This window comes from Acidobacteriota bacterium (assembly GCA_003225175.1).
GTDB lineage: Bacteria > Acidobacteriota > Terriglobia > Terriglobales > Acidobacteriaceae > Gp1-AA112.
Genome location: QIBA01000032.1, coordinates 186,264 through 212,049 on the forward strand (window position 1 = coordinate 186,264; position 25,786 = coordinate 212,049).

General features: G+C 56.6%; 18 protein-coding genes and 1 tRNA gene. 10 read left to right on the forward strand and 9 right to left on the reverse strand.

Annotated features, from left to right (window positions below):
• Positions 1-165: 165 nt before the first annotated feature.
• The 3 genes from DMG62_04610 to DMG62_04620 form a co-directional block, all read right to left on the reverse strand.
• Complete coding sequence (locus DMG62_04610) at positions 166-2,460, reverse strand: N-acetylmuramoyl-L-alanine amidase (GenBank protein ID PYY24291.1); 2,295 nt, start codon at positions 2,458-2,460, stop codon at positions 166-168.
• 55 nt (positions 2,461-2,515) lie between these two features.
• A complete protein-coding gene (locus tag DMG62_04615) occupies positions 2,516-3,193 on the reverse strand; it encodes a lytic transglycosylase (protein PYY24328.1) in 678 nt (225 codons plus the stop codon).
• Positions 3,194-3,853: 660 nt separating this feature from the next.
• Positions 3,854-4,912 (reverse strand): VWA domain-containing protein, encoded by a 1,059-nt coding sequence (locus DMG62_04620; protein ID PYY24292.1) that lies wholly within the window; start codon positions 4,910-4,912, stop codon positions 3,854-3,856.
• 257 nt (positions 4,913-5,169) lie between these two features.
• Between DMG62_04620 and DMG62_04625 the strand changes: the two genes are divergently transcribed.
• The gene (locus DMG62_04625; GenBank protein PYY24293.1) at positions 5,170-5,748 is read left to right on the forward strand and encodes a hypothetical protein; all 579 of its coding nucleotides are present in this window, start codon (positions 5,170-5,172) and stop codon (positions 5,746-5,748) included.
• Between the two features lie 49 nt (positions 5,749-5,797).
• Here DMG62_04625 and DMG62_04630 read toward each other — a convergent pair whose 3' ends face one another.
• Positions 5,798-6,547, reverse strand: a complete 750-nt coding sequence (locus DMG62_04630; GenBank protein ID PYY24294.1) for a hypothetical protein — start codon at positions 6,545-6,547, stop codon at positions 5,798-5,800.
• Positions 6,540-7,094 (reverse strand): RNA polymerase subunit sigma, encoded by a 555-nt coding sequence (locus DMG62_04635; protein ID PYY24295.1) that lies wholly within the window; start codon positions 7,092-7,094, stop codon positions 6,540-6,542. The genes DMG62_04630 and DMG62_04635 overlap by 8 nt, the downstream gene beginning before the upstream one ends.
• 144 nt (positions 7,095-7,238) lie before the next feature.
• On the opposite strand from DMG62_04635, the gene DMG62_04640 reads away from it, so the two are divergent.
• The 4 genes from DMG62_04640 to DMG62_04655 all read left to right on the forward strand — a co-directional run bounded on the left by DMG62_04640 (position 7,239) and on the right by DMG62_04655 (position 10,252).
• Positions 7,239-8,276: a metallophosphoesterase gene (locus DMG62_04640; protein PYY24296.1), complete on the forward strand. Its 1,038-nt coding sequence runs from the start codon at positions 7,239-7,241 to the stop codon at positions 8,274-8,276.
• Between the two features lie 20 nt (positions 8,277-8,296).
• Complete coding sequence (locus tag DMG62_04645) at positions 8,297-8,728, forward strand: class I cytochrome c (protein PYY24297.1); 432 nt, start codon at positions 8,297-8,299, stop codon at positions 8,726-8,728.
• Between the two features lie 48 nt (positions 8,729-8,776).
• Positions 8,777-9,286: a hypothetical protein gene (locus tag DMG62_04650; protein ID PYY24298.1), complete on the forward strand. Its 510-nt coding sequence runs from the start codon at positions 8,777-8,779 to the stop codon at positions 9,284-9,286.
• A 63-nt stretch (positions 9,287-9,349) separates the two neighbouring features.
• Positions 9,350-10,252, forward strand: a complete 903-nt coding sequence (locus DMG62_04655) for a 4-hydroxy-tetrahydrodipicolinate synthase (protein ID PYY24299.1) — start codon at positions 9,350-9,352, stop codon at positions 10,250-10,252.
• A gap of 22 nt (positions 10,253-10,274) precedes the next feature.
• Here DMG62_04655 and DMG62_04660 read toward each other — a convergent pair whose 3' ends face one another.
• Both DMG62_04660 and DMG62_04665 read right to left on the reverse strand, forming a co-directional pair.
• A complete protein-coding gene (locus tag DMG62_04660; GenBank protein PYY24300.1) occupies positions 10,275-11,360 on the reverse strand; it encodes a hypothetical protein in 1,086 nt (361 codons plus the stop codon).
• Positions 11,357-12,139, reverse strand: a complete 783-nt coding sequence (locus tag DMG62_04665) for a hypothetical protein (protein PYY24301.1) — start codon at positions 12,137-12,139, stop codon at positions 11,357-11,359. Before DMG62_04665 ends, DMG62_04660 begins: the two co-directional genes overlap by 4 nt.
• Before the next feature lie 96 nt (positions 12,140-12,235).
• Between DMG62_04665 and DMG62_04670 the strand changes: the two genes are divergently transcribed.
• On the forward strand, positions 12,236-13,060 hold the full coding sequence (locus DMG62_04670) for a 2,3,4,5-tetrahydropyridine-2,6-dicarboxylate N-succinyltransferase (GenBank protein PYY24302.1): 825 nt from the start codon (positions 12,236-12,238) through the stop codon (positions 13,058-13,060).
• 132 nt (positions 13,061-13,192) lie between these two features.
• Here DMG62_04670 and DMG62_04675 read toward each other — a convergent pair.
• A tRNA-Ser gene (locus DMG62_04675) sits at positions 13,193-13,282 on the reverse strand.
• A 197-nt stretch (positions 13,283-13,479) separates the two neighbouring features.
• Positions 13,480-14,097, reverse strand: coding sequence for a hypothetical protein (locus DMG62_04680; protein ID PYY24303.1), 618 nt, complete (start codon positions 14,095-14,097; stop codon positions 13,480-13,482).
• A 414-nt stretch (positions 14,098-14,511) separates the two neighbouring features.
• Here DMG62_04680 and DMG62_04685 point away from each other — a divergent pair, with 414 nt between their 5' ends.
• The 4 genes from DMG62_04685 (at position 14,512) to DMG62_04700 (ending at position 25,764) form a co-directional block, all read left to right on the forward strand.
• Positions 14,512-21,924, forward strand: a complete 7,413-nt coding sequence (locus DMG62_04685; GenBank protein PYY24304.1) for a hypothetical protein — start codon at positions 14,512-14,514, stop codon at positions 21,922-21,924.
• 24 nt (positions 21,925-21,948) lie between these two features.
• Positions 21,949-22,785, forward strand: a complete 837-nt coding sequence (locus DMG62_04690; GenBank protein PYY24305.1) for a hypothetical protein — start codon at positions 21,949-21,951, stop codon at positions 22,783-22,785.
• Between the two features lie 282 nt (positions 22,786-23,067).
• Positions 23,068-23,505, forward strand: coding sequence for a DoxX family protein (locus DMG62_04695; GenBank protein ID PYY24306.1), 438 nt, complete (start codon positions 23,068-23,070; stop codon positions 23,503-23,505).
• Between the two features lie 258 nt (positions 23,506-23,763).
• Entirely contained in the window at positions 23,764-25,764 is a 2,001-nt protein-coding gene (locus DMG62_04700; protein ID PYY24307.1) for a TolC family protein, read from the forward strand.
• The last annotated feature ends 22 nt before the right edge of the window (positions 25,765-25,786 follow it).

Sequence of the window (25,786 nt, forward strand, 5' to 3'; positions counted from 1 at the left end):
GCGTGGGACTGCTGCAGGGCTAAATCGTGCCAGCTATTTCGGATATGGAGGTCCCGGCCGTGCCGTCATTCGACGCTGCATGGAGGAGACGCAGCATGCTGCAGGCTTGTCCTTAATTTGGATAAGCCTATAGCATACTGCGTCTCTACCTCCAGGATTTGGCAGCTATTGCCCAGCCGTAGCAGGCTGTCTCGCGCTTGCGACCTTAATCCCACTGAGCCCCTGGGCGTAATGGGAGATGCCGCGATAGAGCGATTCCGCGATGCGTTGCCTGTACTCAGGAGTACGCAGCTTGCGTTCGTCAGTGGGATTGCTCACGAACGAGATCTCCGCGAGGATGGAAGGCATGTTAGCGCCAATCAGCACGATGAACGGCGCCTTCTTCACTCCACGATTTTTAACGCCGGGGCTCTTCGCAGCCTCTCCGGCATGCAGCGCCTTCTGCACATTGGCAGCGAACTCGCGCGACTCGTCGATCTTGTCTTTCAGCGCGATCTTCTTCACCAGGTCCTGCAAGTCGTGCACAGAGGTTTCAGAGACCGAGTTCTCACGGGCAGCTACTTCTAGAGCCTCAGGCGATGAGGTGAAGTTCAGGTAGTAAGTCTCCACGCCGCGCGCCGAAGAATCGGAGCTTGAGTTTGCGTGGATCGAAATGAACAGATCCGCTTGATTCTGATTCGCTATAGCCGTACGCGTCTCGAGGGGAATGAAAGTGTCATCGTGGCGCGTGTAGACTACGTCGGCTCCGAGCTTCTGTTCCAGCAGTTTGCCTAAACGCAGCGCGACATCGAGTACAAGATCTTTTTCGAGCAATCCAGTTGAACCGATCGTTCCGGTGTCGTGGCCGCCATGTCCGGCATCGACCACGATCTTGCCGATCTTCAATCCCAGCGCGCGGACCAGCGACAAATCACCGTCCGCAGTTGGTTTGGCCTGCCGAGTTACGCTTGCCATGGTGACAGGCGCTTTCCCATTGCGATTCTTCTGGCTTTTGCTTGCGGCGAATGGATGTTCAGCGGGTTTGCTGTCCGCTGATTGTGGCAGCTCGCGCTTCGCCACATTGTCGACCACAGCGCCACTCGTCGGCTTGCTCGTGGCCTTCACCTGCTTGGGATCCTCGCTGAGCGATGCGATCTCGGCTAGACCGAGGTTGCTATCTTCAAGCGGCACTTCAGCGCGCTTGGCAAGAGCAGGTTTCCTGGGAGGCGCTTTGGCACTCGTTGTGTCGACTGACTCCTCGTCATCATCATCTGACGGCGAAGGATTCTTACGATTTGCCGCAACGGTCTTGGGCTCAGCGCGCCTGGTCTGTGAAATTTGCGGCACGCCGGTGGAGGAATTGGAGCGAGGATCCGAAGCCGCATTCTGCGACCCAGCTGTCTCTAACTGCGGCGCAGCCTTGCGCCCGTGAACGTCGATGATCAACCGATAAGGATTCGGCAGGATGAAGGCCGAGTACTCGGCGAGGTTATCGACTTCGAGCACCACGCGCGCCATATTCGCCTTGTACTGCGCGACGCGTACCTTCTTCAGCAGACCGTCTTCAATGTTGTAGCTCTTGCCAATCAGCTCCGACGCGAGCCGGCTGTCGTGCAGGTCGAAGAAGATGCGATCGGGAGAGGGAACTCGCCCGGCTTCGTACTTTACTTCGTCTTCGAGATCGATGGCGATGCGCGTGTAGTCAGGCGTGGACCAGTAACGGAGGCTGGTAATGCGCGGCAATCCCTTTTGCTTTGATGTGACCGTTGTCAGCGGAGCAGGGCTCGCCTCTTCCTGGTCGTCTTCGTCATTAGCTGCTTCGCGCTTAGTGCTCTCACGCTTTTTGGTGGTTGCGACGGAGTTCTTTTCCTTGTCCTTTTCCTTGCGATTTGGATGCTTGGCTTCCTCGTCCATCTCACGCAGAGCGGCCTTAGCTTGCTGCGCGAGTTCGTGGTTGGGATAGCGATTCAAAAAACCTTCGAATGTCTCCCTCGCGATTGCAGGTTCGTTCAGATCCTCGCGATAGATTTGGCCGATGCTGAGCAGGGCTCCAAAACGGTACTTGCTGCCCGGATATTCGCGGCGCAGGAACTCATATTGTCCGATCGCGGACTTGAATCCCGTCTTGTCGTCATTGAGGCGAGCCTGCTCGGCAAGAAGTTCGGCAACTGCGAGCACGCTCGAATCAGCGCGCGTGGATGTTGGGGCCAGGTGATAGACCTTGCGAAAGGAATCGATTACCCGGTTGTAGTCCTCGGTATCGCGATCGCTTTCAGGGCGTCCGTTGAGCGCCTCGCGCATCTGCACGGCCTTGTGGTAGTAGTCGAGCGCGATGTGCTTCTTCCTGGCGACACTCATCGCCTCCGCACGTCCGCCATGGAGCAGGAGACCCGCAGTGACAAGCGTCCAGATTGTGAAGTGAAAAGTCGCGCGAGTGGCTGACCTGCCGGACATTCTCTGCATCCCTGTGGCACCCAGCATCAGGTGCAATTCAACGTTTTATGCCGGGCAGTTCGAGGGGCTGCAGGTGCGAACCCTACTCCATATCGCTGACCGACAAGTGTCCTTCGGCATCCTTCTTTAACTGCAGAGGATGTCCGGGTGTGTAGAGCCGTGCTGTATTCGACCCGTATATACCTGTGATGCGCTTCACGTAATTCCGAGTTTCTGAATATTTCGGAATTCCGCGGCTGCGGCGCACTGCCCCAACCCCGGCGTTGTATGCGGCTAACGATAACTCTACATTGCCGTTATAGGAATCGAGCAACTCTTTGAAGTGGCGCACTCCGGCGTCCACATTTTGCGCGGGATCGTAGGGATTCCGCACATTCAATGACTGAGCGGTGCGCGGCATGAGCTGCATCAATCCGATGGCGCCTTTGCGGGAGACGGCGTGCGGATTGAAGTTCGACTCAACCTTGATGATCGCGCGTACCAAATTGGGATCGACAGAATGATCGGTTGCCGCCTGCTCCACGATCTTGTCGATCCATTCCGATCCATTCGGAAGCAGCGCTGACTCTGTGTTGTAAACCCGACCGGGAACTGCATAGTTGCGCGACGCGGCGGCCGGCGAATTCTGGACTTGCTGAGAGGCTAGCTGCAGCGCATTGCCGTTGGCCGCAAACTGAGGATTCTTCAAGGCCGCCTGGCGCAGCAAGCGGCGAACGTCCTGCGCCGCAGATTGAGCTGCCTTACGCGAATGCGAGTACATCGGCGGCACCGGCTTCCAGCGGTGCTCGCGGTTGCTCCAATAAAAGTATCCGGAGTCCAGCGGAGGCGGAGTCTGTACGTGCTTCTCAGGCGCGTTCTCGTAAACAAGGCGGCCGTCGCTGTCATGCGTAGCGACGATCGTCTGCGCGTGAATGGTGGGATGGAGGCCGAGGACCAAGCCTGCATACAGGATCGAAATCAGGTGTTTACGCATCTAAGTTCTCAGAGCGAACTGCCAAAGCCTTCGCAGGGTCCGACAAGGACCTCATTCGCCACACTTAAAAGTGCTCCTCGAGAGTCCACGTTTCGATCCGACGAGTGAGCGCACTTCCAATGCAGTCGTCACCCAACCCAAATCCTGACGGAGAAATACATCCAGAGTAGGTCGATTATAGGTCGCAACGACAGCCTGTAACAATTACCAGAAGGACAGGAACCAGCAGGGTGAATAGCGAAAATCTACATACAAAACCCGGAGAAAACCGGAAGTCGGGAGCGTAGGTCGTTGAAGCCATTACCAAAGTGTTTCGCAGCAGGGGTTTGGCCTCGACACGCCCTAAGCGCCCGAAAAAGCAAACGTGGTCCGGCCGCCCCCAACACGTTCTGATTATGCAGACGATCTTCCGGCCCAGAGCGGCCGGAGCACGTCGCATGGGCTGGTTCAGTCACGACGCGGCACATATCCGGTGCGGTAATAAACCTGCAACGGCAGAAAATCCTCTGATCGCGAGACCTTCACTTTGATCTTGCGCCACTTGTGGTCTTCAACCGCCCGACTCGGCCGATATCCCAGAACGTATTGGCTGCGCAGTTCGAGACTGGCGCGCGCTGCGGCAGCGGGAATATTCGCAGGGTTGTCGATGACGATCGTCCGTCCTCCCGTGGACTCGGTGACGTCGGTGAGCCATTGCCGCCCAAAGCGTTCTTCCAGCTTCTTGGTGATCAAGAGAGTCGGCGCGTCGCAAACGTCGATCGCGTAAATTTCCGCATCCGACTCCCGCGCTAGGTTCTTGATTTGCCGCAGACTATGACGGCTGTTATTGTCTCCGCCGTCAGAGATGATCAGGAGTGCTTTGCGAGAGTACTTAGCATGCCGCAGTTTGGCGAGACCCGCGTAAATCGCATCCGCCAGCGCGGTGTTGCCTTTGGGCTGGGCGGCCGCCAGCGCGGCATGGATATCGACAAACGACTGCGTAGTGTCAGCAATTACCTTGGGTTTATCGGCGAAGGTAATTACAAAGTAGTCGTCCTCGGGATTGGCATTGACGAAAAATTCCGAGGCCGCGTCGCGCACCGCGTCGATCTTGTTCGCCATGCTGCTGCTGAGATCGACCAGAATGCCCACTGAAAGCGGGGCATCTTCCGTGCCAAAGTACTGAATCTTCTCTTCGCTCTTGCCTTCGAACAACGTGAAATTGTGCCGTTTGAGATCGACTACCGGATGGTTCTTCACATCAGTCACTGTTACCGGAACCAGAACCATCTCGACATCTACACGAAGACGATTGGAGTCGCCCTGCGCCGATCCGTGCTTTCCGTGTTCCGCCTTGGTGTGCGGAACAATATGAACGTTGTCACTCGTTTGTGCGCACGCGGTTAGCGCAGCTAAGAGAGCGACGAGGAGAATGCAGCCGCTTCGCCGAGAATTCTTATGCGTGTATTCGACCGGTCGACCGAAACGTAGAAAAACGAGAGGTGTAGCGGGCAAAAACAAAACCATGACAGGGCCCCTGGGAAAGCGTGCCCGCGATTATGGCGCAGAGCACGGCCTGAGGAAAGCCTTATTTCGCGCGATTTGCATGGATTCTGCGAAAACTTACGAGTGCTTAGTCACGCTCTCAGTCAAAAAAATACAGCTAATGCTGTGAAAGGCGCGGCAAGTCAAGACTGAGCCAACGCCGGCGCTCGCGACGGCGTAGAGTAGTTCAGCAGGCACTTCAGTCAACAGTCCAGCACGGGCTGGCTACAATCATCCCCATGCGACCATCCCGCTTTCCTGCCTTTCTTCTGGGCTTGATCATCGGTTTGATCATTGTTCCCATCACGGTTTATTGCTACTTCCGATATGGATATGCGCCAGTCGCCACCGGTGCTGCAGCGATGCCATTCGAGAAAACGTTTGCGCGAATGGGATTACATGCTCGGATGGACAAGGAGTATCCGCGAAACCCGCCCATTCAAGGAACTGAGGAGAACTACACAGCTGGAGCCCACATTTATCGCGAACATTGCGCGGTTTGCCATGGCGTAGCCGGGCAGCCAATCACATCGGTTGCTAAGGGAATGTACCCCAGGCCGCCGCAGCTCCTCGATCCTCGACACATGGTGACCGACGATCCGCCGGGCGAAAGTTATTGGAAAGTCTCAAACGGAATTCGCATGACCGGCATGCCCTCATTCCACGAATCGCTCTCGGATACGCAAATGTGGCAAGTGAGCCTGCTGCTGGCAAATGCGGACAAATTGCCGGCCAGCGCGAATCTGATTCTGGCTCAGCCTCTGCCTGTGGATCAGGCGGCTGCCGGATCAACAACGGCTGGCAATGTACGTCGTTAGTATCGCAATCGAGGACGGAGCGCAAATCCGGCGCTCCGTGACGGACAATCTACTTTCGCAGCAGCGAGGCCAGCTCGGTTAGTTCCTGACGATTCAAATCCGAGATTGCGCAGTAGTACATTCCCGCTTGCTTCCATTCCACGAGATTGAATCCCTGCTGCGAGGTCGCGCTCGGCTCTTCGTCCCCACCCGAAGCTGGCCAGGTAAACAGATTGATCATGTGTTTGCGGTGCTGGTAAACGATGGCAGCAGCGGTGTGACCGTCGAGATATTCCAGCCGCCCACCGATCAACTCGAATCCATCGGCCGAGAGATCACGCACTTGCGGTGAGAAGTCGAGCTTGCCAGTGAACCACGGTTTCACTGTGTGTTGATCGGAGTTGGCTACGTCCGTCAGATGAGTAGCCATCAACGAGCGTACGTGGTCGGCGACAATTTCGTTCGCCAGTGTTCGCTTGGAACGCTGGCTTAGATCTAACATCAAAGCCGCAGAGGCCAGCAGAAGCAAAGCCGCAACCGCAGCCCAGCTCCACCGCGCAATGCGACGATGGACCACCATCACCTGCTGCGGTTCTTCCTTCTTGCGCAACTCGGTCAGCAGACGTGACCGAAATTCGGCGGAAGCCTGATAGCGCAAGTCGTTGGCCTGCACACCCTCGCGCAGAGCTCGATAGCTGGCCATCTCATTTGCGCAGTCACCGCATTCAGCAAGATGATCTTCGAGCTCCATACTGCGAACCAGATCGAGCTCGTCATCGAGATACGCGTGGAGGAGGTTGCGTTGCGCATGATTAGTCATGATGTTGCTTCACCTCCTGGCGTCTTGCCCCCGCAATCAACTGCCGTAACATGCTACGGCCACGTGAAATTCGCGACATCACCGTTCCCAGCGGCGAGCGCGTCACTGCTGCGATCTCCTTGTATGAAAGCTGCTCAAGCTCCCGCATCAGGATAACTTCTCGAAACTCCGCCGGCAGATTTTCGATAGCGCGTCGAACCTGCTCAGCTGTCGCTTGTCGGAGAAACTCTGATTCCGGCGTAAGCGCCGCCTCGATGTCTGTGTGCAAGCGCTCATCGAACTCGGCCGAGTTCTGTTGTGGCATCTGCCGTCGAACCCACGTGAGATAGGTGTTGCGCACGATGGTCAGCAGCCATACCCGCGCTTCTTCACCACGAAAGGTATCCAAGAAGCGATAGGCGCGCATCATCGCTTCCTGAGCCACGTCTTCTGCGTCGGCCGTGTTGCGCGTCATCCAGCGAGCCAGGTTGTAAGCCGAATCGAGATGGGGCAACACCAGGGCCTCGAATCGCCGAATCTTCTCGCCGGAATCTGCGGAGCTTTCCATTCTCAGTCTTAGACTCGCGACATTCGAGTTTGATTCCCGAAATGCGATCAACTTTTCGTCCCATATAACAGCTGCGCTCGGGAATAAGCGAGCACTCGCGTCGGTTCCCCTTCATGCAGGCGAGTGAATCGCAGGAGGAAGTATATGTCTGTGAAGAGCAGAGAGAGCGATCCAAAAATTATTGATGGAAACCAAAGCAACGACGGCATCAACCGCCGAGGATTTCTGAAATGCATGGCCTGGGCCGGCACGGGACTACTTTGGACCATCACCGCCGAGGGCATTCCTACTTCTCACATTTTTGGCGCAAAGAACGGCAAAAAAGCCGAATCCGGTCTGCATTTTGTCCAGATCAGTGACAGTCACATGGGATTTAACAAACCAGCCAATACCGATGTGGTCTCGACACTCCAGGCGACCATCGACCGCATCAACAGCCTCTCGGAACCACCTGAATTCATCATCCATACCGGTGACTTGAGCCACCAGTCAAAGCCGGGTGAGTTCGATACCCTCGATCAGATATTAAAGAGCGCTCAGCCCAGGCAGATCTTCTATGTGCCCGGCGAGCACGACACTTCGATCGACGACGGCAAGCAGTATCTGGACCGTTATGGGAAAGACACGAAGGGCAAGGGATGGTACAGCCTGAACCACAAAGGCGTTCACTTTGTCGGACTCGTCAACGTACTGCAGCTCGAAGGCATGGGACAGCTTGGCGAAGAGCAGATCGCCTGGCTGAAAGACGACCTGAGCGCAGTTTCGGCGAGTACACCGGTGGTCGTCTTCGCCCATATTCCTCTTTGGAGCGTCTATCCGGACTGGGGTTGGGGAACAAAGGATAGCGAGCAGGCACTGGGACATTTAAGGCGCTTCGGTTCCGTAACTGTGCTCAATGGACACATTCATCAGGTAATGCAAAAGGTCGAGGGCAACCTCACCTTTCACACGGCCATGTCCACAGCCTTTCCCCAGCCTGCGCCGGGTACAGCGCCGGCGCCAGGACCAATGAAGGTTCCAGCCGAACGGCTGCGAACTCTGCTCGGGCTGGCGGACGTGCACTATCTACAGCAGAACAACCATCTCGCAATCGTTGATTCACCATTAATGACTGCGGCTGCCGACTCTGCAGAGACGCATCCATCCGCGAATCTGCTGCGCACAGAACTTCAACTTCGATAAACGTTTCAGAGATCAATCTCATGTTGAAGTCGATTCATATTCGTAGCTACAGAGTCACGCCGACGCGCTTGCTCTCGATTCCGCTGAGCGTCTTCGCGCTCGCGGTAGTCTTCTTTCTTCCAACATCATCGGCCGTAGTAACGCAAGATGCCGACGCGAGCCGCGGTCACCAACTCTTCGACAAAAGGTGCGGTGGCTGCCACTCGCTCGACAACGAAAAGGAAGGTCCGCGCCTGCGCACTGTTTATGGCAGAAAGGCGGGCACCGTCTCCACCTTTAAGTATTCAGACGCGCTTGCGAAGTCGGGGCTCACGTGGGATCAGGTCAGCCTCGACAAATGGCTGACCGATCCCGACAAATTCATTCCCGATGTTGATATGGATTTCCACGTGGAGAAGGCTGACGAGCGCGCCGACGTCATCGCATATCTCAAACAACTATCAAGCAAGTAGCAGCGGTTTGAATATGGAGATCCGATAACAGTGAGCAGCAAGATCATAATGCAAAAACCACGCTGGGACTCAAGACGCATCGGCGTTTTCGTCGTCACAGCGTTTCTTTTCCTCTTCGCGCTGGCGTTTGTGCATCCATTTGGGAATGCGAAGGTCGCAAATCCGGCTAGGCCCCTTATGGCATCGGCTCAAGTTGAGCATTCCGTACTCGACGTGATGCAGCGTTCCTGCCAGAACTGTCATTCCGAACAAACCGTGTGGCCGTTGTACAGCCGGATGGCTCCCATTTCGTGGCTCATCGAGAAAGACGTGCAAGACGGAAGAAGCCACTGGAACATGTCGAACTGGGATCGATACAGCAGCGACGAGCGCCAGGACATTTTGTCCCAGATTGGACCTATGGTTCGGAATCGCAAAATGCCGCTCCCGCAATACCTTCTTCTGCATTCAGAGGCAAAGCTCAGCGATGCTGACGTAGAGCTGCTCTATCAATGGACTCGCCGCGAACGCAAGCGTTTGAGGGCGGAAGCAAGTTCGGCATCTCCGGGGACGAAGTGAGCGGAAGAAAGCTGCCGTGCAATTGCTGGCCAAGCACGCGCTTGTTGGCGTTATGCTGTAAACATGAAACTTCGCGGTTGTGGCACCGCTCTGGTGACGCCTTTCCGCCGAGACGGCGCCATCGACGAACCAGCATTGCGGTCGCTGCTCGAATGGCAGATCGGCTCGGGCGTGCATTTCCTTGTGCCGTGCGGAACTACAGGAGAGACTCCAACTCTTAATCGTGATGAGTGGTTGCGCGTCATCGACATCACGATTGAAGTCGCTGATCGCCGCGTGCCGGTCGTTGCAGGCGCAACTTCCAACGCCACCGCCGAAGCAGTCGAACGAGCGCGCACCGTTGCTTCACGTTCAGGCGTAGACGCGATTCTTACCGCGTCGCCGTACTACAACAAGCCCACGCAGGAAGGCCAATATCAGCACTTCAAGGCGATCGCTGAAGCCGTGGAGAAGCCGGTGGTGCTCTACAACGTTCCGGGAAGAACAGCCGCGAATATTGAACCGGCTACGCTCGCGCGGCTGGCAAGGATTCCGAACATCATCGCTGTAAAAGAAGCTAGCGGGAGCATGACTCAGATCGCCGAAGTGTTGAACGTAGTTCCGGACGATTTCATCGTGTTCTCCGGTGACGATGCCGTCACACTGCCCGTCATCTCCCTTGGTGGGCGAGGGATCATCTCAGTCGCATCGAACGTTATTCCTGCGGAACTTTCCAAAATGACACAAGCGGCGCTGGATGGTGATTGGGTCAGTGCGCGGAAACTGCACCGCAGATATCTTCCACTGATGCAGGGCCTCTTCTTGGAATCCAATCCCATGCCCGTGAAGTGTGTGCTCGCAATGATGGGACGCATCGAAGAAAGCTACCGCTTGCCGATGCTCCAGGTAACTGCAGAAACGCGAAAGAAGCTGGAGAAGATTGCCGCCGAGGTGGGTTTGCACGCGGAAAGATTAGCCGCGCGCTGACGTGGATCCACCAGATCCAGATTCACCTTGTTCTCGCCATTACCCGTGAATAGAGAGACTGGTAGCAATCCGCCATCCTTTCCGCAGAGTAATTTTCTTCAGCGTATCGTCTGCAGCGCGCGCGATCCAACGCTACCGTTTTGGGAATCGTGTTGACCATTTCCTCAACAGAGTCCGCTAAGAAGCCCGTGACTCTCTCGCGGATGATCTGGGGCAGCGCGCCACGGCGAAGGGCGAGGACCGGTGTACCGCAGGCAGCTGCTTCCATCGCCACCATGGAACTGGTTTCGCTGATGTCGCTGGTAATCAGCAGTGCCCTGGCGTTGCGAATCAGGTCGATTTTTTCTGCGAAGCTTGGACGCTCAATATACTTTCCCAAGCTGCCCGCTCGCTTCAATCGCGGAATCACCTCGCGCGCAAAATATTTCTGGTGATACAGAAATGGATAAACCATTCCGGCGATGATCAGCCTTTCTCCCGCTGCGTAGGCCACGTCGAGAGCGGTGTGCGTTCCTTTCTCCTCGCAAATGCGACCGAGCCACAGCAGATAATCGCGCTGCGTCACAGGCGCTGGAGGAAACCGATCGAGCGCAATACCGTTCTGGGCCACGCCAATCACGCGGTCAGCGATGTCCTCGAACTCCGATGTTTGATTTTGGGAAACGCAGTTGAAGACAACGTTGGTTGGAATCTGCGCAAAGTTAACCTGCTTATATAACGAGCGGGGAAGATGCAGAGTGGCTAACACAGGCAGTTCAATGCCTGCCGCGTGCTGCCAGAAGCAACCGCTCATGTCGTGCACGAGATCGAAGTGCGCTGCGGCTCCGGAGCGCAGCCATTCTTGGATCCTCTGCGTTTGTTCCTGCAGCCGCGCCTCAAATTGATTGACCGATTCGGCGGGATCGCCGGTCGCAAACAACTCGCCTGCGACTTGCGAACCAGCCGAGGCAGCGACCGTGGTTTTGAATCCGCGGGCATGCAACTCCCGTTCAAGCGTCCAGAGCACTTGTTCGGCGCCGCCAGCGCTGTGCTCTGAGACTGGCAATAGGGGATAGGCAATGTACAGCACGCGAAAGGAGTTTCCCGTGTGAGTCGTCGTTCTGTTCATTTCCGGGAAGCGGCAACTTTCGAAAAGGCAACAAAGGCGTTGCTCACATCGTCGGCTGTCATCGGCCACTGCCAATGCTCATAATTAAGTTTTCCCGGATGGGGACGGCGAGAATACTCGTAGTTGACCTGCGGCCGAAAACGCTCAAGCTCCGCATTGAACGAAGGAAGCGCATCGAACTGAGATTTGTAGCAACTCAGCATGCTCTTCTTCGCCTGGAGCTCCGCGCCACCAACCACACAGTCCACTATCTCTCCGTGTTCCTCCACGAAGCGCTGATACACTCCTCCGCCTTCGGAGTTCCGGTGATACAGAGGCGCCTCCCATATCGGGACAGAAAACGCGCGCCCCAATTGCGCGCCAAGAAAGCTGACTGAGTCGTGATCCGGGTGTCCACCCTCATAAGCGAGGGTCAGCAGGCACTCCGGCCTGCGACGCTCTACGATTTGCGACAGCGCGGCGAACGCAGCCGGCAAGGCTCGATAGAGAAGCTGGTCAACCAGCGGACTCTCCGAGTGTTTGGAAAGAAATTCGAAATTGTCTACCCCTACGGCCGCCAGCGCTGCCTGCGCTTCTTGTTCACGGATCGCAGCGTAGCGTTCGCGCGAGCCAAAGCGGCTCCAAAAATAAGCATCTTCCGGTGCACCATCGGTAGCGAAGACCACGCAAGGATCGCGCATGCGCTGAAGGAGCCCGCCACAGGTAATGGTCTCGTCATCAGGATGGGCAACAATCACCAGAGTGCGGCCAAGCAGCGGAGCTAATTTAGAAAAATCCATTCTGTCTCTGTTCAGGCGCCGTCAGCCCACGATCTGGGAGCGCTTCGCGTTTATACTCCACTGCAAATGTCCCATAGCTCAACGTCAACTGCCAACATGAAGGAAGAAATCGAGCGGCTCTTCGAAGCCGGATCGCGTGCTCACGAAGTTCCGCTGGCGCACGCAACCTTCGAACGCTTCCGCGAAGCGCTTAGCCATGGTGACATACGCGCAGCCGAAAAAAGAGATGGCCAGTGGCACGTAAACACCTGGGTAAAGCAGGGCATTCTTGTCGGATTCAGGATCGGCACCCTGCATGAGTGGCAGTCAGGAGCCCTCTCGTTCGTGGACAAGATCACCTATCCTCCCCGCAAATTCGAAGCTTCGGACCGCGTTCGCCTGGTTCCGGGCGGATCCTCGGTTCGTTGCGGCGCCTATGTGGCGCCCTCGGTGATTTGCATGCCTCCGATGTTCATCAATGCCGGAGCCTACGTCGATGAGTGCACGATGGTCGACTCTCATGCCCTGGTTGGCTCCTGTGCCCAGATTGGGAAGAGAGTGCATTTGAGCGCAGCCGCGCAAGTAGGCGGAGTGCTCGAGCCGGTGAATGCCTCGCCTGTGATTATCGAAGATGATGTGCTCGTCGGCGGCAATTGTGGAATCTACGAAGGCACCCTCGTTCGCAATCGCGCTGTACTCGGCGCAGGCACGATCCTCACTCGCTCAACTCCCGTATATGACCTGATAAAAGGCAATGTTCTTCGCTCTTCCTCTACAAAACCTCTGGAAATTCCCGAAGGAGCTGTCGTGGTCCCCGGATCACGCGCGGTCACTCGCGGCAAAGGACAGGAATGGGGGCTCTCGCTCTACACTCCGGTGATCGTGAAGTATCGCGACGACAAGACCGATCAGTCGATCGAGCTGGAAGAGCTGCTTCGGTAAGGATCTGCTCACGAAATCGATCCAGACTCCGCTGCGACAAATGTTGCCGAGGTATGGCTGGAGCCAGATCCACCAACCCAAGTAAATAGCCACTTGATGGAATATCAGGGAAGCGGGGAGAAGGGAAGTGTCTGGCGGAGAGGGAGGGATTCGAACCCCCGATACCCTTTCAGGTATGGCCGCTTTCGAGGCGGCTCGTTTCAACCGCTCACGCACCTCTCCGCGCCAAAAAGCAGTCGTATCTGCCCTTTGGGCAGAGTTGTCCTTCATTTTAGCAGCCGTCGCGCTCCTGGCTGTTCACTCCCCGAGTCCTCCTCGAAGAGAAGGCTCAAAATCCCATAAGATCCCTGAAAATCCCATCCGATCCCTGCCGATATCGCATCCGGATCCCTAAGGATCGCATGCGGTATCCCATCCGATCATTCCTGGTAGCCATCCTGCCAATCGATGTCGGGCAGATTTTTGCCTGCACTTTGCAGAATTTGCAGCAAAAGCCTGCCGTGGTCGATGGAGATCGTCTTCATGCTCACACCTTTTGCCAAGTCCATGTAGGCGAGCTGCAGAGTGCGCTTGTCCTCGATCAAAGGCAGCGTATATTCCGCGTTGTGAAACTGAGCGTGGAAGAAGCAGTGCTCCTTTCCCGCAAGCGCCGGCGATCCGCAGCGAACGCCATTGGCCTTGAGATGGTCGCAGCGTTTTGCCTCATTGGCCTTCTTCAGATAGTCGAGCTTCTGCGCGCGATACCTGAGCTCGTCGAGTCCTTCGAGCAGCTCGATATTCCGGTTAAGGGCTTGAAACAGTTCGACACCCTCGCCCAAGGACCCGATCTTTGGAATGTCGGCGAGCTTCTGCGGATCAATCGCAGGCGGCGGATCGATCGCAATATCGTCCGGATCTTCCAGCGGCGGAGCCGGCGTTTGCAGTAGTCGAAGCATCGATTCCTGGAAGGGATTACCAGCGCACCGGGAGGCAGACTCTGCGGAATGATTGGCTGATTTGGGTGGAATGCGTTTTGCGAGTAGATCGACGGCGCTCATAAGAAAGATCTCCTGGAACCTCTTCACTTTTGTGAGAGGCATAACTTGACGGCCCGAATACAACAAAGCCTCGCGGACTGAGGCGCATGCACAGCAACTGCTGCGGCCGACTGGTATTACCTGCTATGCGTGCGCTTCTACGGGTTGCAGTATAGCGAATATATAGCGAATCTGTCAAATATTCGCCCCGGGTAGGCGCTCCCGATCTTGGAATGAAGCTGGGGTTCATTTTTCGCTATTTAACAACTTTTCAACACTAGCTTTGGCGTGAATTGTCGTACTATGCAATGCTGAGTTGCTGGATCACGCCGCCGCGCCTCTTCCCCCCAAAAGCCCGGCAGCAAGTAACTCCATTAATAACAACGCTTTGCCTCACCTGCGTTGCCGAGACTGACATTCCAGGGAAATCGAAGAATGCGACGAACGCTCAGGCTTTTGGTTGTCGTGTCGCTGGCCACTCTTTGTGCCGCGGGACAAGTAAATGTAAATACCATCAACACCATCGCCGGCGGTGGCCCACAGCCCAACCTTGCGACCAATGCTTACCTGCCGCAACCTACTTCTGCGGTGAGGGATAGCTCCGGAAACACCTACATCGCTGTTCCGGCACTGAATACGGTGTTCGTGGTAGACACGAGCGGCGCGTTGACCGCTTACGCTGGAACCGGAATAGCGGGCTTTTCCGGCGACGGCGGCGCAGCCGCCCAGGCGCAACTCAATTTCCCAACCGGCCTGGCGATCGATAAGAACGACAACCTTTTTATCTCCGACCAGAACAACGAGAGAATTCGCCGTGTAGACGCGTCGTCTCACATCATCACTACGGTTGCCGGAAGCGAGGACCCTTATTTTGGTGCTTATGGCGGTGATGGCGGCGCGGCGACCAATGCTCGCCTGAATACTCCGACCGGCGTGGCCGTCGATGGCAATGGAACTTTGTTTATCGCGGATACGGGAAACGCAGTAGTACGGCGCGTCGACGCGACTACGCAGGTGATCATCACGTATGCCGGAACGAATCCTGGTGCTGATGTGGGGTTCGGTTGCAACAGCGGTAATGCCGCGTCAAGAGCACTTCTACTAAAGCCCACGGGCGTCGCCATAGATGGTTCCGGGAATCTCTTCGTCTCTGATACTTCGCTCGATATCGTCTGCAAAGTGGATGCATCGCGGAACATCAGCACCTATGCCGGCACATTGAACGCGCCGGGCGTTCCGGGTCAGAACGGGGATGGGGGTCCAGCCACTTCAGCGCAGATCGACCGCCCGACGGGACTAGCAGTCGACTTTGCTGGCAATCTCTACATCACCGATTCGGGAAATCCGGCTATCCGCAAGGTGGATACATCAGCGAACCACGTCATCACGACCGTAGCTGGAATCGGAACGATCTGCAGCAACGAGCCGGGATGCGGTGACGGCCTGCCGGCAGCCAGAGCATTTTTTGATTTTCCTGAAGGCGTGTTTGTTGATTCGAACAACAACATCGTCATCGCCGACACCTTCAACATGCGCGTTCGCGTTGTCAGCGCGGCGAACGCGACGATCGCGAATCTCGCCGGTGGCGGCTCAGGGGGGGATGGCCGGGCTGCCACGAGTGCAGTTCTGGGCTTTGTGCAGAACCTTGCGGTGGATGCGAACGAGAACGTTTTGGCATCGGAAACTGCCGGAGAACGTCTGCGAAGTATCGACACAAAAGGCAACATCAGCACCGTGGTCGGGGCCGGGTTCGGCGGTGCTACGAAGAATTGCGCGCAACCCAATTGCAACGGCGACGGTGGGCCGGCGACGTCAGCTCGATTTGTTAAACCCGAAGGAGTTGCCGTTGACGCTCAGGGAAACTACTACATCGTCGATTCCAAAGCCGCGGTCGTGCGCGTGGTCAACAACCAGGATGCTGACATTACGGTCGCGAACATTCCAATTCCGGCTGGGCAGATCGCGACGGTAGCAGGAAACGGAGTCCAGTGCCAGCCGGGACCCGGATTTCCAAGCTGCGGCGATGATGGTCCGGCAATTAATGCGAGTCTTGACATACCCGTAGGCATAGCTGTAGACGCGGGCGGAAACATCTACATCTCCGACAAGGATCTGCACACTGTTCGCGTTGTCGATACAACCGGGACGATAAACACATTCGCAGGAACTCCCGGTCAGGCCTGCAGCGACTACAGTTCGGGTAATTGCAATAGCGGATCACCAGTTTTGGCCCTGTTAAATGCTCCCCAAGGGCTTGCGATCTTCTCTCCTGACGCGCAAACAACCGACTTGTTTGTGGCGGACAGCGGCGACAACGTGATTCGCCAGATCAGCACCACTTCCAATGACGGGGTAATTTCCCAATCGATCTCAACCTATGCATTCAATGGTCTGCCCACCTTCGGTGGAGATGGACTCTTCTTCGAAAATCCTCGCGACGCCTCCATGGAGGCTCCCGCAGAGGTTGCGGTCGATAATCTCGGGAACCTTTACATCGGCGGCGGTTTCGACAATGTGGTTCGCCGCGTGGATGCTTTTACTCACGCGGTAAGCACGGTCGCCGGGGATGTGAACAACCTGAACGGCGGATTTTCAGGTGATGGTGGGCCGGCAAATCAGGCCATGATCCAGAACACCGGGTTGACGGTCTTCAGCAGCTCTCAGAACGTACACGACTTATTTATTGCCGATTCGGGAAGTAATCGCATTCGCAAGATAAATCTCGCGCCGATCGGCTCGTTTTTCCAGTCTTCAGGCAGTGGCAGCACGATTGCATTCCCCATTACTCTGGACGGCAATATCAGTTCGGAGTATATCTCCGTCCAGAATTCCGGGGTTGATGATCTCGTCATCAGCAATCTTGCAGTGACGGGCGATCAGACGAACAGCTTCACAGCCACTCCGTCTTGTTCCCGAAATGGGAACAATGTTGTCCCGCCGCCAGAAGGCCGTTTCAGTGGGCTCTGTTACATTTCTTTGGAGTTTGCGCCCCCCGCGGACGCGAGCGGCACGTTTACGGCCACACTTACCTTCACTACAAACGATCCCGTAAACCCAAACCTCACTTACACACTGACCGGTACGGCCACACCGACGACAAACCAACTGGTCGTTACACTAACTCCTCCGGCCAACAGCTTTACTCCGGGTGGAACCGTTTTGGAGGAGCCATTCTTCCAAATTGAGTGCCAATCAAACAGCCAGGGTTCCTCCTGCACGAGCTCCTATCCGACCGGTACCCAGTTAACTCTGGTCGCATCTCCCGATGCCGGTTTCAACTTCGTAGCGTGGACCGGCTGCCCGAAAGCTAACGGGCCGATTTGCCAACTGACGATGGATCAAGACCAGAGCGTGTCCGCAACCTTCACTGGAACGCCGCCGCCACCGCCGCCCCCACCTGATCCGCAACCCACGACTATCACGATAGTGGGACTGGGCAGCGGAAACGCAACTGTGAGTGATGGCGCGAAGCTGAACTGCAAGATTGTGAACGGTACGGCTTCCAATCCCGACAGCTGTTCCATCCAGTACCCCGCAGGGCAGCAGACGGCGGTTAACTTGACTGCTGCAGTAGGCGACAGCACGACAACATTCGTAGGTTGGTTGGGTGGCGAATGCTCGCCTTATAACAAGAACACCTGCACAATAGGTGCCTCTGGGCAGACGGTGGTACTAGGCGCGGTCTTTACCGGCCCAGCTCAGCAGTTTGCACAGGGACAAGTCTTCCTAAGCACAGACTTCGGAATGGTCTTCGTGATCGATCCGAAAACCGGCAACACCGTGCAAGTCCTTAGCTCTGGCGACGCGAGTGGTCAAGGTCAGGGGCTTACCTTCGATGCTGCTGGAAATCTGTATCTGGCTGACTCTCGGTTCAGCCATGTAGAGCAGTTCGCGGTCAACGGCACAGGACCGGTTCTTTTCGGGACGAACTACCAGATACCTTGGTCGCTACTCGTCCAACCTTCCGGAGACGTTCTGGTGGGACAGCCAGGATTCACAGGCGACGGGGGATTGGTGTTTCCCACGTTCCTCCAGATTCCTCAGGGAGCGACGCCGCAGACCGTCCCGACTGCGACTTTCTATCCAGCCTTTACGGACTCTTTCAGCTTCAACGGGGTCAGTTGGATTGAGTTGCTCGACTCGGCCGACACCGTCGCCTACACAACCGGAAGATCAACCGTTCAGGAGTACGACCTTGGCGAGCAGGTGCAGCATCCGGACATAATTACAACGCTCCATGGCGCGTTTGCGCTTCGCGAGCTGCCCGACGAATCCCTGCTTGTTGCCGATACCGACCGCGTGGTGAGAATTGATCAGAACGGCAATATCCTTCAGACCTACACAATTCCCAGCAGTGAACCGATCTTCCAGAACTTGAATCTCGATCCGGACGGCCAAAGCTTCTGGACAAACGACGAGTTCACGGGAAGGCTCTACCGCATCAACATCCAGACCGGCGCTGTGATGAACGGAAGTGGCTACCCCACTGAACTTGGCCCTGCCGCAATTTCCAGGGTGTTTACGCAAGGCATCGGAGGCATCGCGGTCTTCGGCCAGGCGCTTTCCGGCGGTGCCGATTTGGGAATCACCCTGAGCGCGCCTGATACGGCTAGCTCCGGCGCCAACGTTACGTACTCTGTGAACGTCAGCAATGCCGGCCCGCTCAACGCCACCGGCGTCACGCTCACGGCCTCGATACCGAACAGCACAGTCGTGAGCTTGTCTCCGAACACGTGCACATCGATGAGCACGGGCCAGGGTACAGACATCAGCTGTCCGATCGGCACTCTTCCCGCTAATGGTCAGGCGGCCTCGGCTAGCTTCACCATGTTGCCCAGCAACTCGGGAACGATCAGGGCCACTGCAAACGTTTCCGGCATTGAATCTGATCCGAACTTGGCCAACAACACAGCCACGCAAGTAGTGAACGTTAGCCAGCCAAATCAGCCGCCGACTTGCTCACTATCGATTAATCCAACCAGCGGTGTCGCCTCACTAGCAGTGAGTGTCATCGCTAGCTGCTCGGATTCTGACGGTAGCGTAAGCTCCGCCTCGATTGATTGGGGAGACGGTACCGCGGCCACTCAGTTGAACTGCGACGGCAACTGCCTCTTCAATGGAAGCCACACCTATACATCGCCTGGAACGTTTAACGCGACGCTGACATCGATCGACAACACCGGCGCGTCGAGTCAGCCGGTAACGCAGACGATCACCGTTACTCCAGTTCAGCCGCCGGCCTGTACGCTCAGCGTTCTTCCAATTGGCGGTCCTGCACCTTTGACCGTGACTGCCACCGGCAACTGCATCGCCGGAACTAGTCCAATTGCGAGTTCTACGATTGATTTTGGAGATGGCTCCGGGGCCCAAAGCGGAGCCAGCGGTTCGCATGTCTACAATTCACCTGGAACGTTTACAGTCACCGTCACTGCCACAGACGGCAATGCTCTCTCGGGATCGGCGACTCAGAGCGTAACTGTAGGCCCAGCGCAAGCGCCCGCTTGCACGCTGAGCGTCATACCCAACAGCGGCGCCGCTCCGCTCAGCGTAACCGCGACTGGCAACTGCACTCCGGGCTCGCGTCCGATAGCGGGCACAACCCTTGATTTCGGCGACGGCTCAGCCGCACAAAGTGGAGCGAGCGTAACTCACAAATACACGACCGCCGGCACGTTCACGGTAAAACTCACTGCGATAGACACAAGCGGTCTCTCCAGCACGGTGACACAAATTGTGACGGTGACCCCAGCGGTCGCGCCGGCTTGCATTCTTACAGTCGCACCGAACAGTGGTCCTGCTCCACTCGACGTAACTGCAACCGGCAGCTGCACGGCTGGCACCAGCCCGATAGCAAGCACAACGCTTGATTTCGGCGACGGCTCCGCTTCCCAGAATGGATCCAGCGGAACTCACAGGTACAATTCCGCTGGCACATTCACCGTCAAAGTAACTGCGACAGACATTAACGGCCTCTCCGGTTCGGCAACTCAAACGGTCACAGTCGCAGTGAATCAACCGCCTGCCTGCACGCTTTCGGTCGCTCCAACGAGCGGCCTCGCGCCATTGCCCGTCACGGCAACCGGCAGTTGCAGTGATCCTGAGAAAGCTCTCTCGAGCACGCTGCTCGACTTCGGAGACGGCACCACACAAACCTCCCCGAGCGGGCCGCATACCTATACCAATGCGGGAACATTTACGGTGACGCTCACTGGAACCGATGCGGTTGGCCAGAAAAGTACGGCAACGCAAAGCGTCACGGTTGGTAGCAACACTGCGCCTAGCTGCACGCTCACTGTTAATCCGACGAGCGGCATAGTTCCCCTGCCAATTACCGCGACTGGTAATTGCGTCGATGCCGAGAACAATATCTCCACCACTGTTCTTGACTTCGGCGATGCCACCACCGTCAACGCTGCTAGCGGCACCCACACCTACAACGCAGCGGGCACGTTTACCGTGAAGGTCACCGCAACCGACGCGCTGGGGCTCTCCGGCTCCGCGTCACAGACTGTGACGGTTACGGTAAACAACTTCCCGCAAGGCGTATTCGTTGGAATCAGTCCGGGTACGATCAAGCGATTCGCAGCGGACGGAACGTTAACGCAGACACTCAGTACTGGTCTCGGCGGCACGGTTTCCGGAATGGGATTCGATAAAGCCGGAACCCTGTATGCAACGGACTTCACTGCCGGCAACATCAGCAAGTTCGATCCGAAGACCGGAACGCTGCTCGGAACCTTCGGAGGCGGCTTTAACTGCCAGCCGGAGACGATTGTCTTTGACGGCGCCGGCAATGCTTATGTCGGGCAGCAAGGTTGTTCACATCAGATTCTGAAGTTCGATTCGAGCGGCAAGCTTCTGACGACGTTCACCGTCACTAATGAGGGACAAGGCAGCGACGACATCGATCTCTCCGCCGACAATTGCACGCTGCTCTACACCTCGGAGGGATCCTCGATCCTGCGCTACGACGTCTGCCGCGATCAGCAGCTGGCGGCGTTTGCCACCGGGCTGAAGAAGGCGCTGATGTTGCGCATTCTTCCCGATGGAGGCGTCATCGTTGCCGACCTGAGCGACATCATTCGCTTCAACGCTTCGGGCCAGCAGGTGATGACCTATACGGCTCCGGGCGATCAGTGCCTGTACTCGATCACCCTCGACCAGGACGGCACCTCGTTCTGGGCCGGCGATTACTGCAGTTCGAATATCTACCGCTTTGATCTCAATTCGGGAAAACAGCTGGCTAAGTTCAATTCGGGAACACCGAGCGGAACCGTCTTTGGCCTAGCTATCTCGGGCTCCGGATTGAACGTGGCAGGATTAGGGAACGCAGGTAATATCGCAACCTCGCCCCAGAGTGCATCTCTGGCCACGGGGCAATCGGCCACATTCACCGTCTCCTTCGCTCCCAATGCGGCGGCTGCCGGACACACGCTGGTTCTCTCCTGCGCGAATCTGCCGCCCGGACTAGCGTGCTCCTTCACTCCGCCGAGTATCACGCTAGGCGCGGTGGGAACGACAACCACCGCGACGCTCACGATCACACGGACTACCACGGCGTCGCTACTGCGTCCGAGTTCGCCTTGGATGCTGGCCACGTGGATTGGTATGGTGCCGGCGATTGTGCTGGTTGGATTCCGGTCTCCACGACGCCGGCGTAGCTCCATGCTGTGGCTTGGCATGATTGTTGCCTGCACTGGCGTCTGGGCGAGCTGCGGCGGAGGCGGCGGTGGCATGAGTCGCTCCACCACGCCCACGCCTGCTCCGCAGGGCACTTACACCGTGATCGTGGTGGGCAACGCCAGCGGAATGCAGGCTTCTACAACCGTAAATCTGACTGTTCAGTAGTGCAGTGCAAACGAGGCAAGATTGATGATCCATTGCATGCAGCTGAGAAGTAACTCTTACCGTGCCATCGCGGTGGCGCTCTGTTTCCTGCTCTCTCCCTTGCCGGGTTTCTGCCAGGCGGGAAGCTCCGGGCAGTCCGCCGGTAATGTAACAGCACTCGATCAGGCCGCGACTCGCAACGGAGCTGGACTCAATGTTCGCGATCAAGTGCAGTGGAACGACCAGTTGCAGACCAACAATTCTGGGCGTCTGCGATTGAACCTTCTCGATGGTTCCATTCTGAGTCTGGGCTCGAACAGCCAGATGCGTGTGGTTCAACACAACGCGGCTGCGCAACAAACCACTCTGGAGCTGCTCTTTGGACGTCTGCGCAGCCAGGTAGTCAAGCTGACACAACCGAATTCTAAATTCGAAGTGCGCACGCCGACTTCGGTGGCAGGCGTGATCGGAACCGACTTTCTTCTGATCGCGACTGCCGAGCGCACAACGCTGATCGTGTTTAGCGGTGTGGTACAGATCACGCCGCTGAACGGAGCTGGCGGAGCTCCGAATCAATCGCAATCAGTGAATGTAAATGCCGGGCAGCAGGTCGAGGTGACGACAACCGGTGTTGGTCCGGTGAGCACGGTAACGCAACAGGCAATTCAGCAATCGATCCAGCAAACAGCCATCAGCCGGGCAGGATTGGCTGCGGGAACGAATGTTGGCGTTCAAGCAGGAACGAGCATCCTGCGAACTGTGCTGATTGCTGTGGCTTCGGTCGCGGCGGGAGCTGCGGTTGGGGTAGCTGTAGCGAACGCGCAGCACAATTCCACGCCGCCGCAGAAGCAGCCTTCTGGCCCCGGCATTCCTCCGCAGTAGTCCGCACATCGGCTTCAGCCGTGCCGTCAGTCATCGCTGAAATACTTCCGGCTTTAGCCGCTGGTGTGCGGTGCGCAGCGAATTCGCATCTGCCCACGACAGTATTACCTCAGGGCTAAAGCCCGATACACGGTTCTCTCAGCGGCACGGCTGAGGCCGATGCCTCTCCCTAAAGCTCTGCTCCACCGGAAATCGACGCTCCTCCCATTTCAAGTGCAAGACCACCCTGTCCTCTTCTATCGAATCCAATCGCCCTGAATCAGATTCTCGGAGGAGAGAGCGATGAAAACTCCATTCCTGATTGGACGGTTACTCTTCGGAGGCTTCTTTCTATACAACGGTATTAATCACTTCAAGGAGAGACGAAACCTTGCCCAATACGCTAAAGCCAAGAATGTTCCTGCGCCGGAGGTAGCGGTGGCGGCAACTGGAGCTGCGTTGATCTTCGGCGGAGCCAGTCTCCTTCTCGGTATAAAGCCCAAAATGGGAGGGATGGCGATTGCAGGTTTTCTTGCGGGAGTGTCGCCCGTGATGCACAATTTCTGGAAACAGCAGGATCCGCAGCAGCGCCAAACGGAGATGATTCAATTTGCCAAGAATATGGCTCTTCTCGGAAGCGCATTCGCATTGATTGGAGTGGAAGAGCCATGGCCCGCCAGCGTGCCGATCGCTCAGCCTGACCGGCAAGATTGGCGACGAAGTGCACCTTTAGCAGCATAGTTTGCGCTGTTCGATGAATCGGAGCTCCTTTTGAAGGGGACGGCTCGTCTGAAGGCGTCCCCTTTTCGCAGAAACTGTTCGACCCGGCAACTCAAACTCGATTCCCGTTGCACGCTACAAACCTTTACATAAGTCCAGCCACACGTTTTGTATCGTTTTCCTGAGCCCTGGTTTGCTCGTGTCACGCCGGGCAATGCAGAATGCCCCAGGGTGCTCTCTTGCGCAGTTCGCGCCCCAAAGTCTTTCGGAGGACAGCAGATGTACCACCTCACTCATTCTCTTCAGCGCGCTTTCTTGATGTCGCTGGCAGTTGCTCTGGTGCTTTGTTCGAGAGCGTGGCCTGAACAGCCGGACACCGACGATATCACTCATGGAGCGCAGATATTCCCGAATGTGCTCGCTCCGTACAAGTCACGGACAGTGGCGGAGCCAAATTTGACGAACTCGGTACGCCTGAACGGCTTGGTTCAAAATGGGAACATAATGCTGTCGCTCGACGATGCCATGGCCCTTGCACTTGAGAACAACCTGGATTTGGTCATCGCGAGATATAACCTTCCTATCGCCGATACCGACATCCTCCGCACAAAGTCCGGGGCCAACGTTCGAGGCGTAAACACAGGAATCGTGCAAGGCACTCCCGGGGCAGGCATCGGTGGGCTTGGAGGGGGCGCCGCTGGCGGCGGCGCCGGCGGCACAGTGACTGCTGCCGGCGGAGCAGGAACCGGGACCGGGGGCCTGGTCTCGTCGACACTCGGCGTTGGACCAGCAATCGATTCCTTCGATCCTGCTCTCACATCGACTCTAGGGATACAGCACAGCGACATTCCCCAGTCGAATACCGTTACTTCAGGCGTTCCCGCGCTTCTTCAAAACACCGGAACTGTGAATTTCGGATATCAGCAAGGCTTTCCAACCGGCACTCTGTTCAATGTCACCTTCAACAATTCGCGTGTAACGACAAACAGTACGCGCACGTTTCTGGTTCCCCAGCTCAATTCCAACTTCCTGTTCCAATTGCGGCAGCATTTGCTCGAAGGATTTGGACTTGCTGCCAACCGCCGCTTCATGACTATTGCGAAAAATAATCGTGAGATCGCCGATGAGGCTTTTCGCCAGCAAGTGATCTTCAGCGTCACCCAGATAGAGACACTGTACTGGGAATTGGTGACGGCATTTGAGGATGTGAAAGCCAAAGAGCGTGCGGTCGCGTCGGCTCAGCAGTTGGAGGCGAACAACCGCAAGCAGGTACAGGCGGGAACGATCGCGCAGATCGAGATCGTGAACGCGCAGGCGCAGGTTGCCGCCAGCCAGGAAGCCCTTATTACATCGCAGACGAACCTCCAGCTGCAGCAGCTGCTCATGAAAAACGCGATCACCCGAAATGAAAACGATCCAGTGATTGCAAGTGCTGGAGTGATTCCCACGGACAGGATGCAGCTTCCTGCCGCTGAGCCCGTGCTTCCGACTCAGGACCTGATCAACGACGCGCTCACCAGGCGTCCCGAATTGGCGCAGGCGCGTATCGATCTCACCAATCGCACGATCAGCAAGCGGTCGGCCCGCAATGCGTTGTTGCCCACGGTGGATCTTGTGGGGAACTATGGGGGTAATGGACTCGCAGGCGCGCTGAATCCCAACTTCAGCTCAACTTCGCCGATTACTACAGCGACAAACGGCGGCTATCAAGACGCGCTCACCGCGACTGTGAGCCATCCGACTTATTTTGTTGGATTCTCGGTGGACATTCCCATTCGCAATCGCGCCGCGCAGGCGGATCAGGTTCGTTCTGAACTGGAATATCGTCAGGCGCAAGTCCGGCTGCAGCAGGTGCAAAATACAATCGCCATCGCCGTACGCAACGCGCAATTCTCCGTGCAGCAGAATCGCGCTGCCGTCGATGCAGCTCTGAAGGCGCGAGACTTCGCAACCCAAAGTCTCGAAGCTGAGCAGAAGAAGCTGGCGCAAGGTTTGAGCACAACATACAACGTGCTCACACAAATCTCGAACGTCTCGACCGCAGAATCCAATCTGGTGAACGCCATGTCGGCGTATGAGCAATCGAAATTGAACCTCGATGTAGTGACCGGCCGCCTGCTTGACACTCTGGGAATCAGCATCGGAGACGCCGAGAGCGGAAACGTAACTCATATGCCTCACGCTCCCTATGCGGTTCGAGGCAACGACGTAATCACACAGCCAGTACCTCAGTTTCAGCCACAACAAACTGGAGTAACTCCACAGCCGAGAGGTGACTGAAGTTCTTGGCTAGAATGGAAAC

Excerpts from the sequence above, each read along its gene's own strand:
- DMG62_04670 (PYY24302.1), top strand. The coding sequence starts at position 12,236 with ATGAAGGAAGAAATCGAGCGGCTCTTCGAAGCCGGATCGCGTGCTCAC.
- DMG62_04630 (PYY24294.1), bottom strand. The coding sequence starts at position 6,547 with ATGACTAATCATGCGCAACGCAACCTCCTCCACGCGTATCTCGATGAC.
- DMG62_04665 (PYY24301.1), bottom strand. The coding sequence starts at position 12,139 with ATGGATTTTTCTAAATTAGCTCCGCTGCTTGGCCGCACTCTGGTGATT.
- DMG62_04685 (PYY24304.1), top strand. The coding sequence starts at position 14,512 with ATGCGACGAACGCTCAGGCTTTTGGTTGTCGTGTCGCTGGCCACTCTT.
- DMG62_04640 (PYY24296.1), top strand. The coding sequence starts at position 7,239 with ATGTCTGTGAAGAGCAGAGAGAGCGATCCAAAAATTATTGATGGAAAC.
- DMG62_04635 (PYY24295.1), bottom strand. The coding sequence starts at position 7,094 with ATGGAAAGCTCCGCAGATTCCGGCGAGAAGATTCGGCGATTCGAGGCC.
- DMG62_04655 (PYY24299.1), top strand. The coding sequence starts at position 9,350 with ATGAAACTTCGCGGTTGTGGCACCGCTCTGGTGACGCCTTTCCGCCGA.
- DMG62_04680 (PYY24303.1), bottom strand. The coding sequence starts at position 14,097 with ATGAGCGCCGTCGATCTACTCGCAAAACGCATTCCACCCAAATCAGCC.
- DMG62_04610 (PYY24291.1), bottom strand. The coding sequence starts at position 2,460 with ATGCTGGGTGCCACAGGGATGCAGAGAATGTCCGGCAGGTCAGCCACT.
- DMG62_04695 (PYY24306.1), top strand. The coding sequence starts at position 23,068 with ATGAAAACTCCATTCCTGATTGGACGGTTACTCTTCGGAGGCTTCTTT.
- DMG62_04700 (PYY24307.1), top strand. The coding sequence starts at position 23,764 with ATGTACCACCTCACTCATTCTCTTCAGCGCGCTTTCTTGATGTCGCTG.
- DMG62_04625 (PYY24293.1), top strand. The coding sequence starts at position 5,170 with ATGCGACCATCCCGCTTTCCTGCCTTTCTTCTGGGCTTGATCATCGGT.
- DMG62_04660 (PYY24300.1), bottom strand. The coding sequence starts at position 11,360 with ATGAACAGAACGACGACTCACACGGGAAACTCCTTTCGCGTGCTGTAC.
- DMG62_04620 (PYY24292.1), bottom strand. The coding sequence starts at position 4,912 with ATGGTTTTGTTTTTGCCCGCTACACCTCTCGTTTTTCTACGTTTCGGT.
- DMG62_04645 (PYY24297.1), top strand. The coding sequence starts at position 8,297 with ATGTTGAAGTCGATTCATATTCGTAGCTACAGAGTCACGCCGACGCGC.
- DMG62_04615 (PYY24328.1), bottom strand. The coding sequence starts at position 3,193 with ATGTACTCGCATTCGCGTAAGGCAGCTCAATCTGCGGCGCAGGACGTT.
- DMG62_04690 (PYY24305.1), top strand. The coding sequence starts at position 21,949 with ATGATCCATTGCATGCAGCTGAGAAGTAACTCTTACCGTGCCATCGCG.
- DMG62_04650 (PYY24298.1), top strand. The coding sequence starts at position 8,777 with ATGCAAAAACCACGCTGGGACTCAAGACGCATCGGCGTTTTCGTCGTC.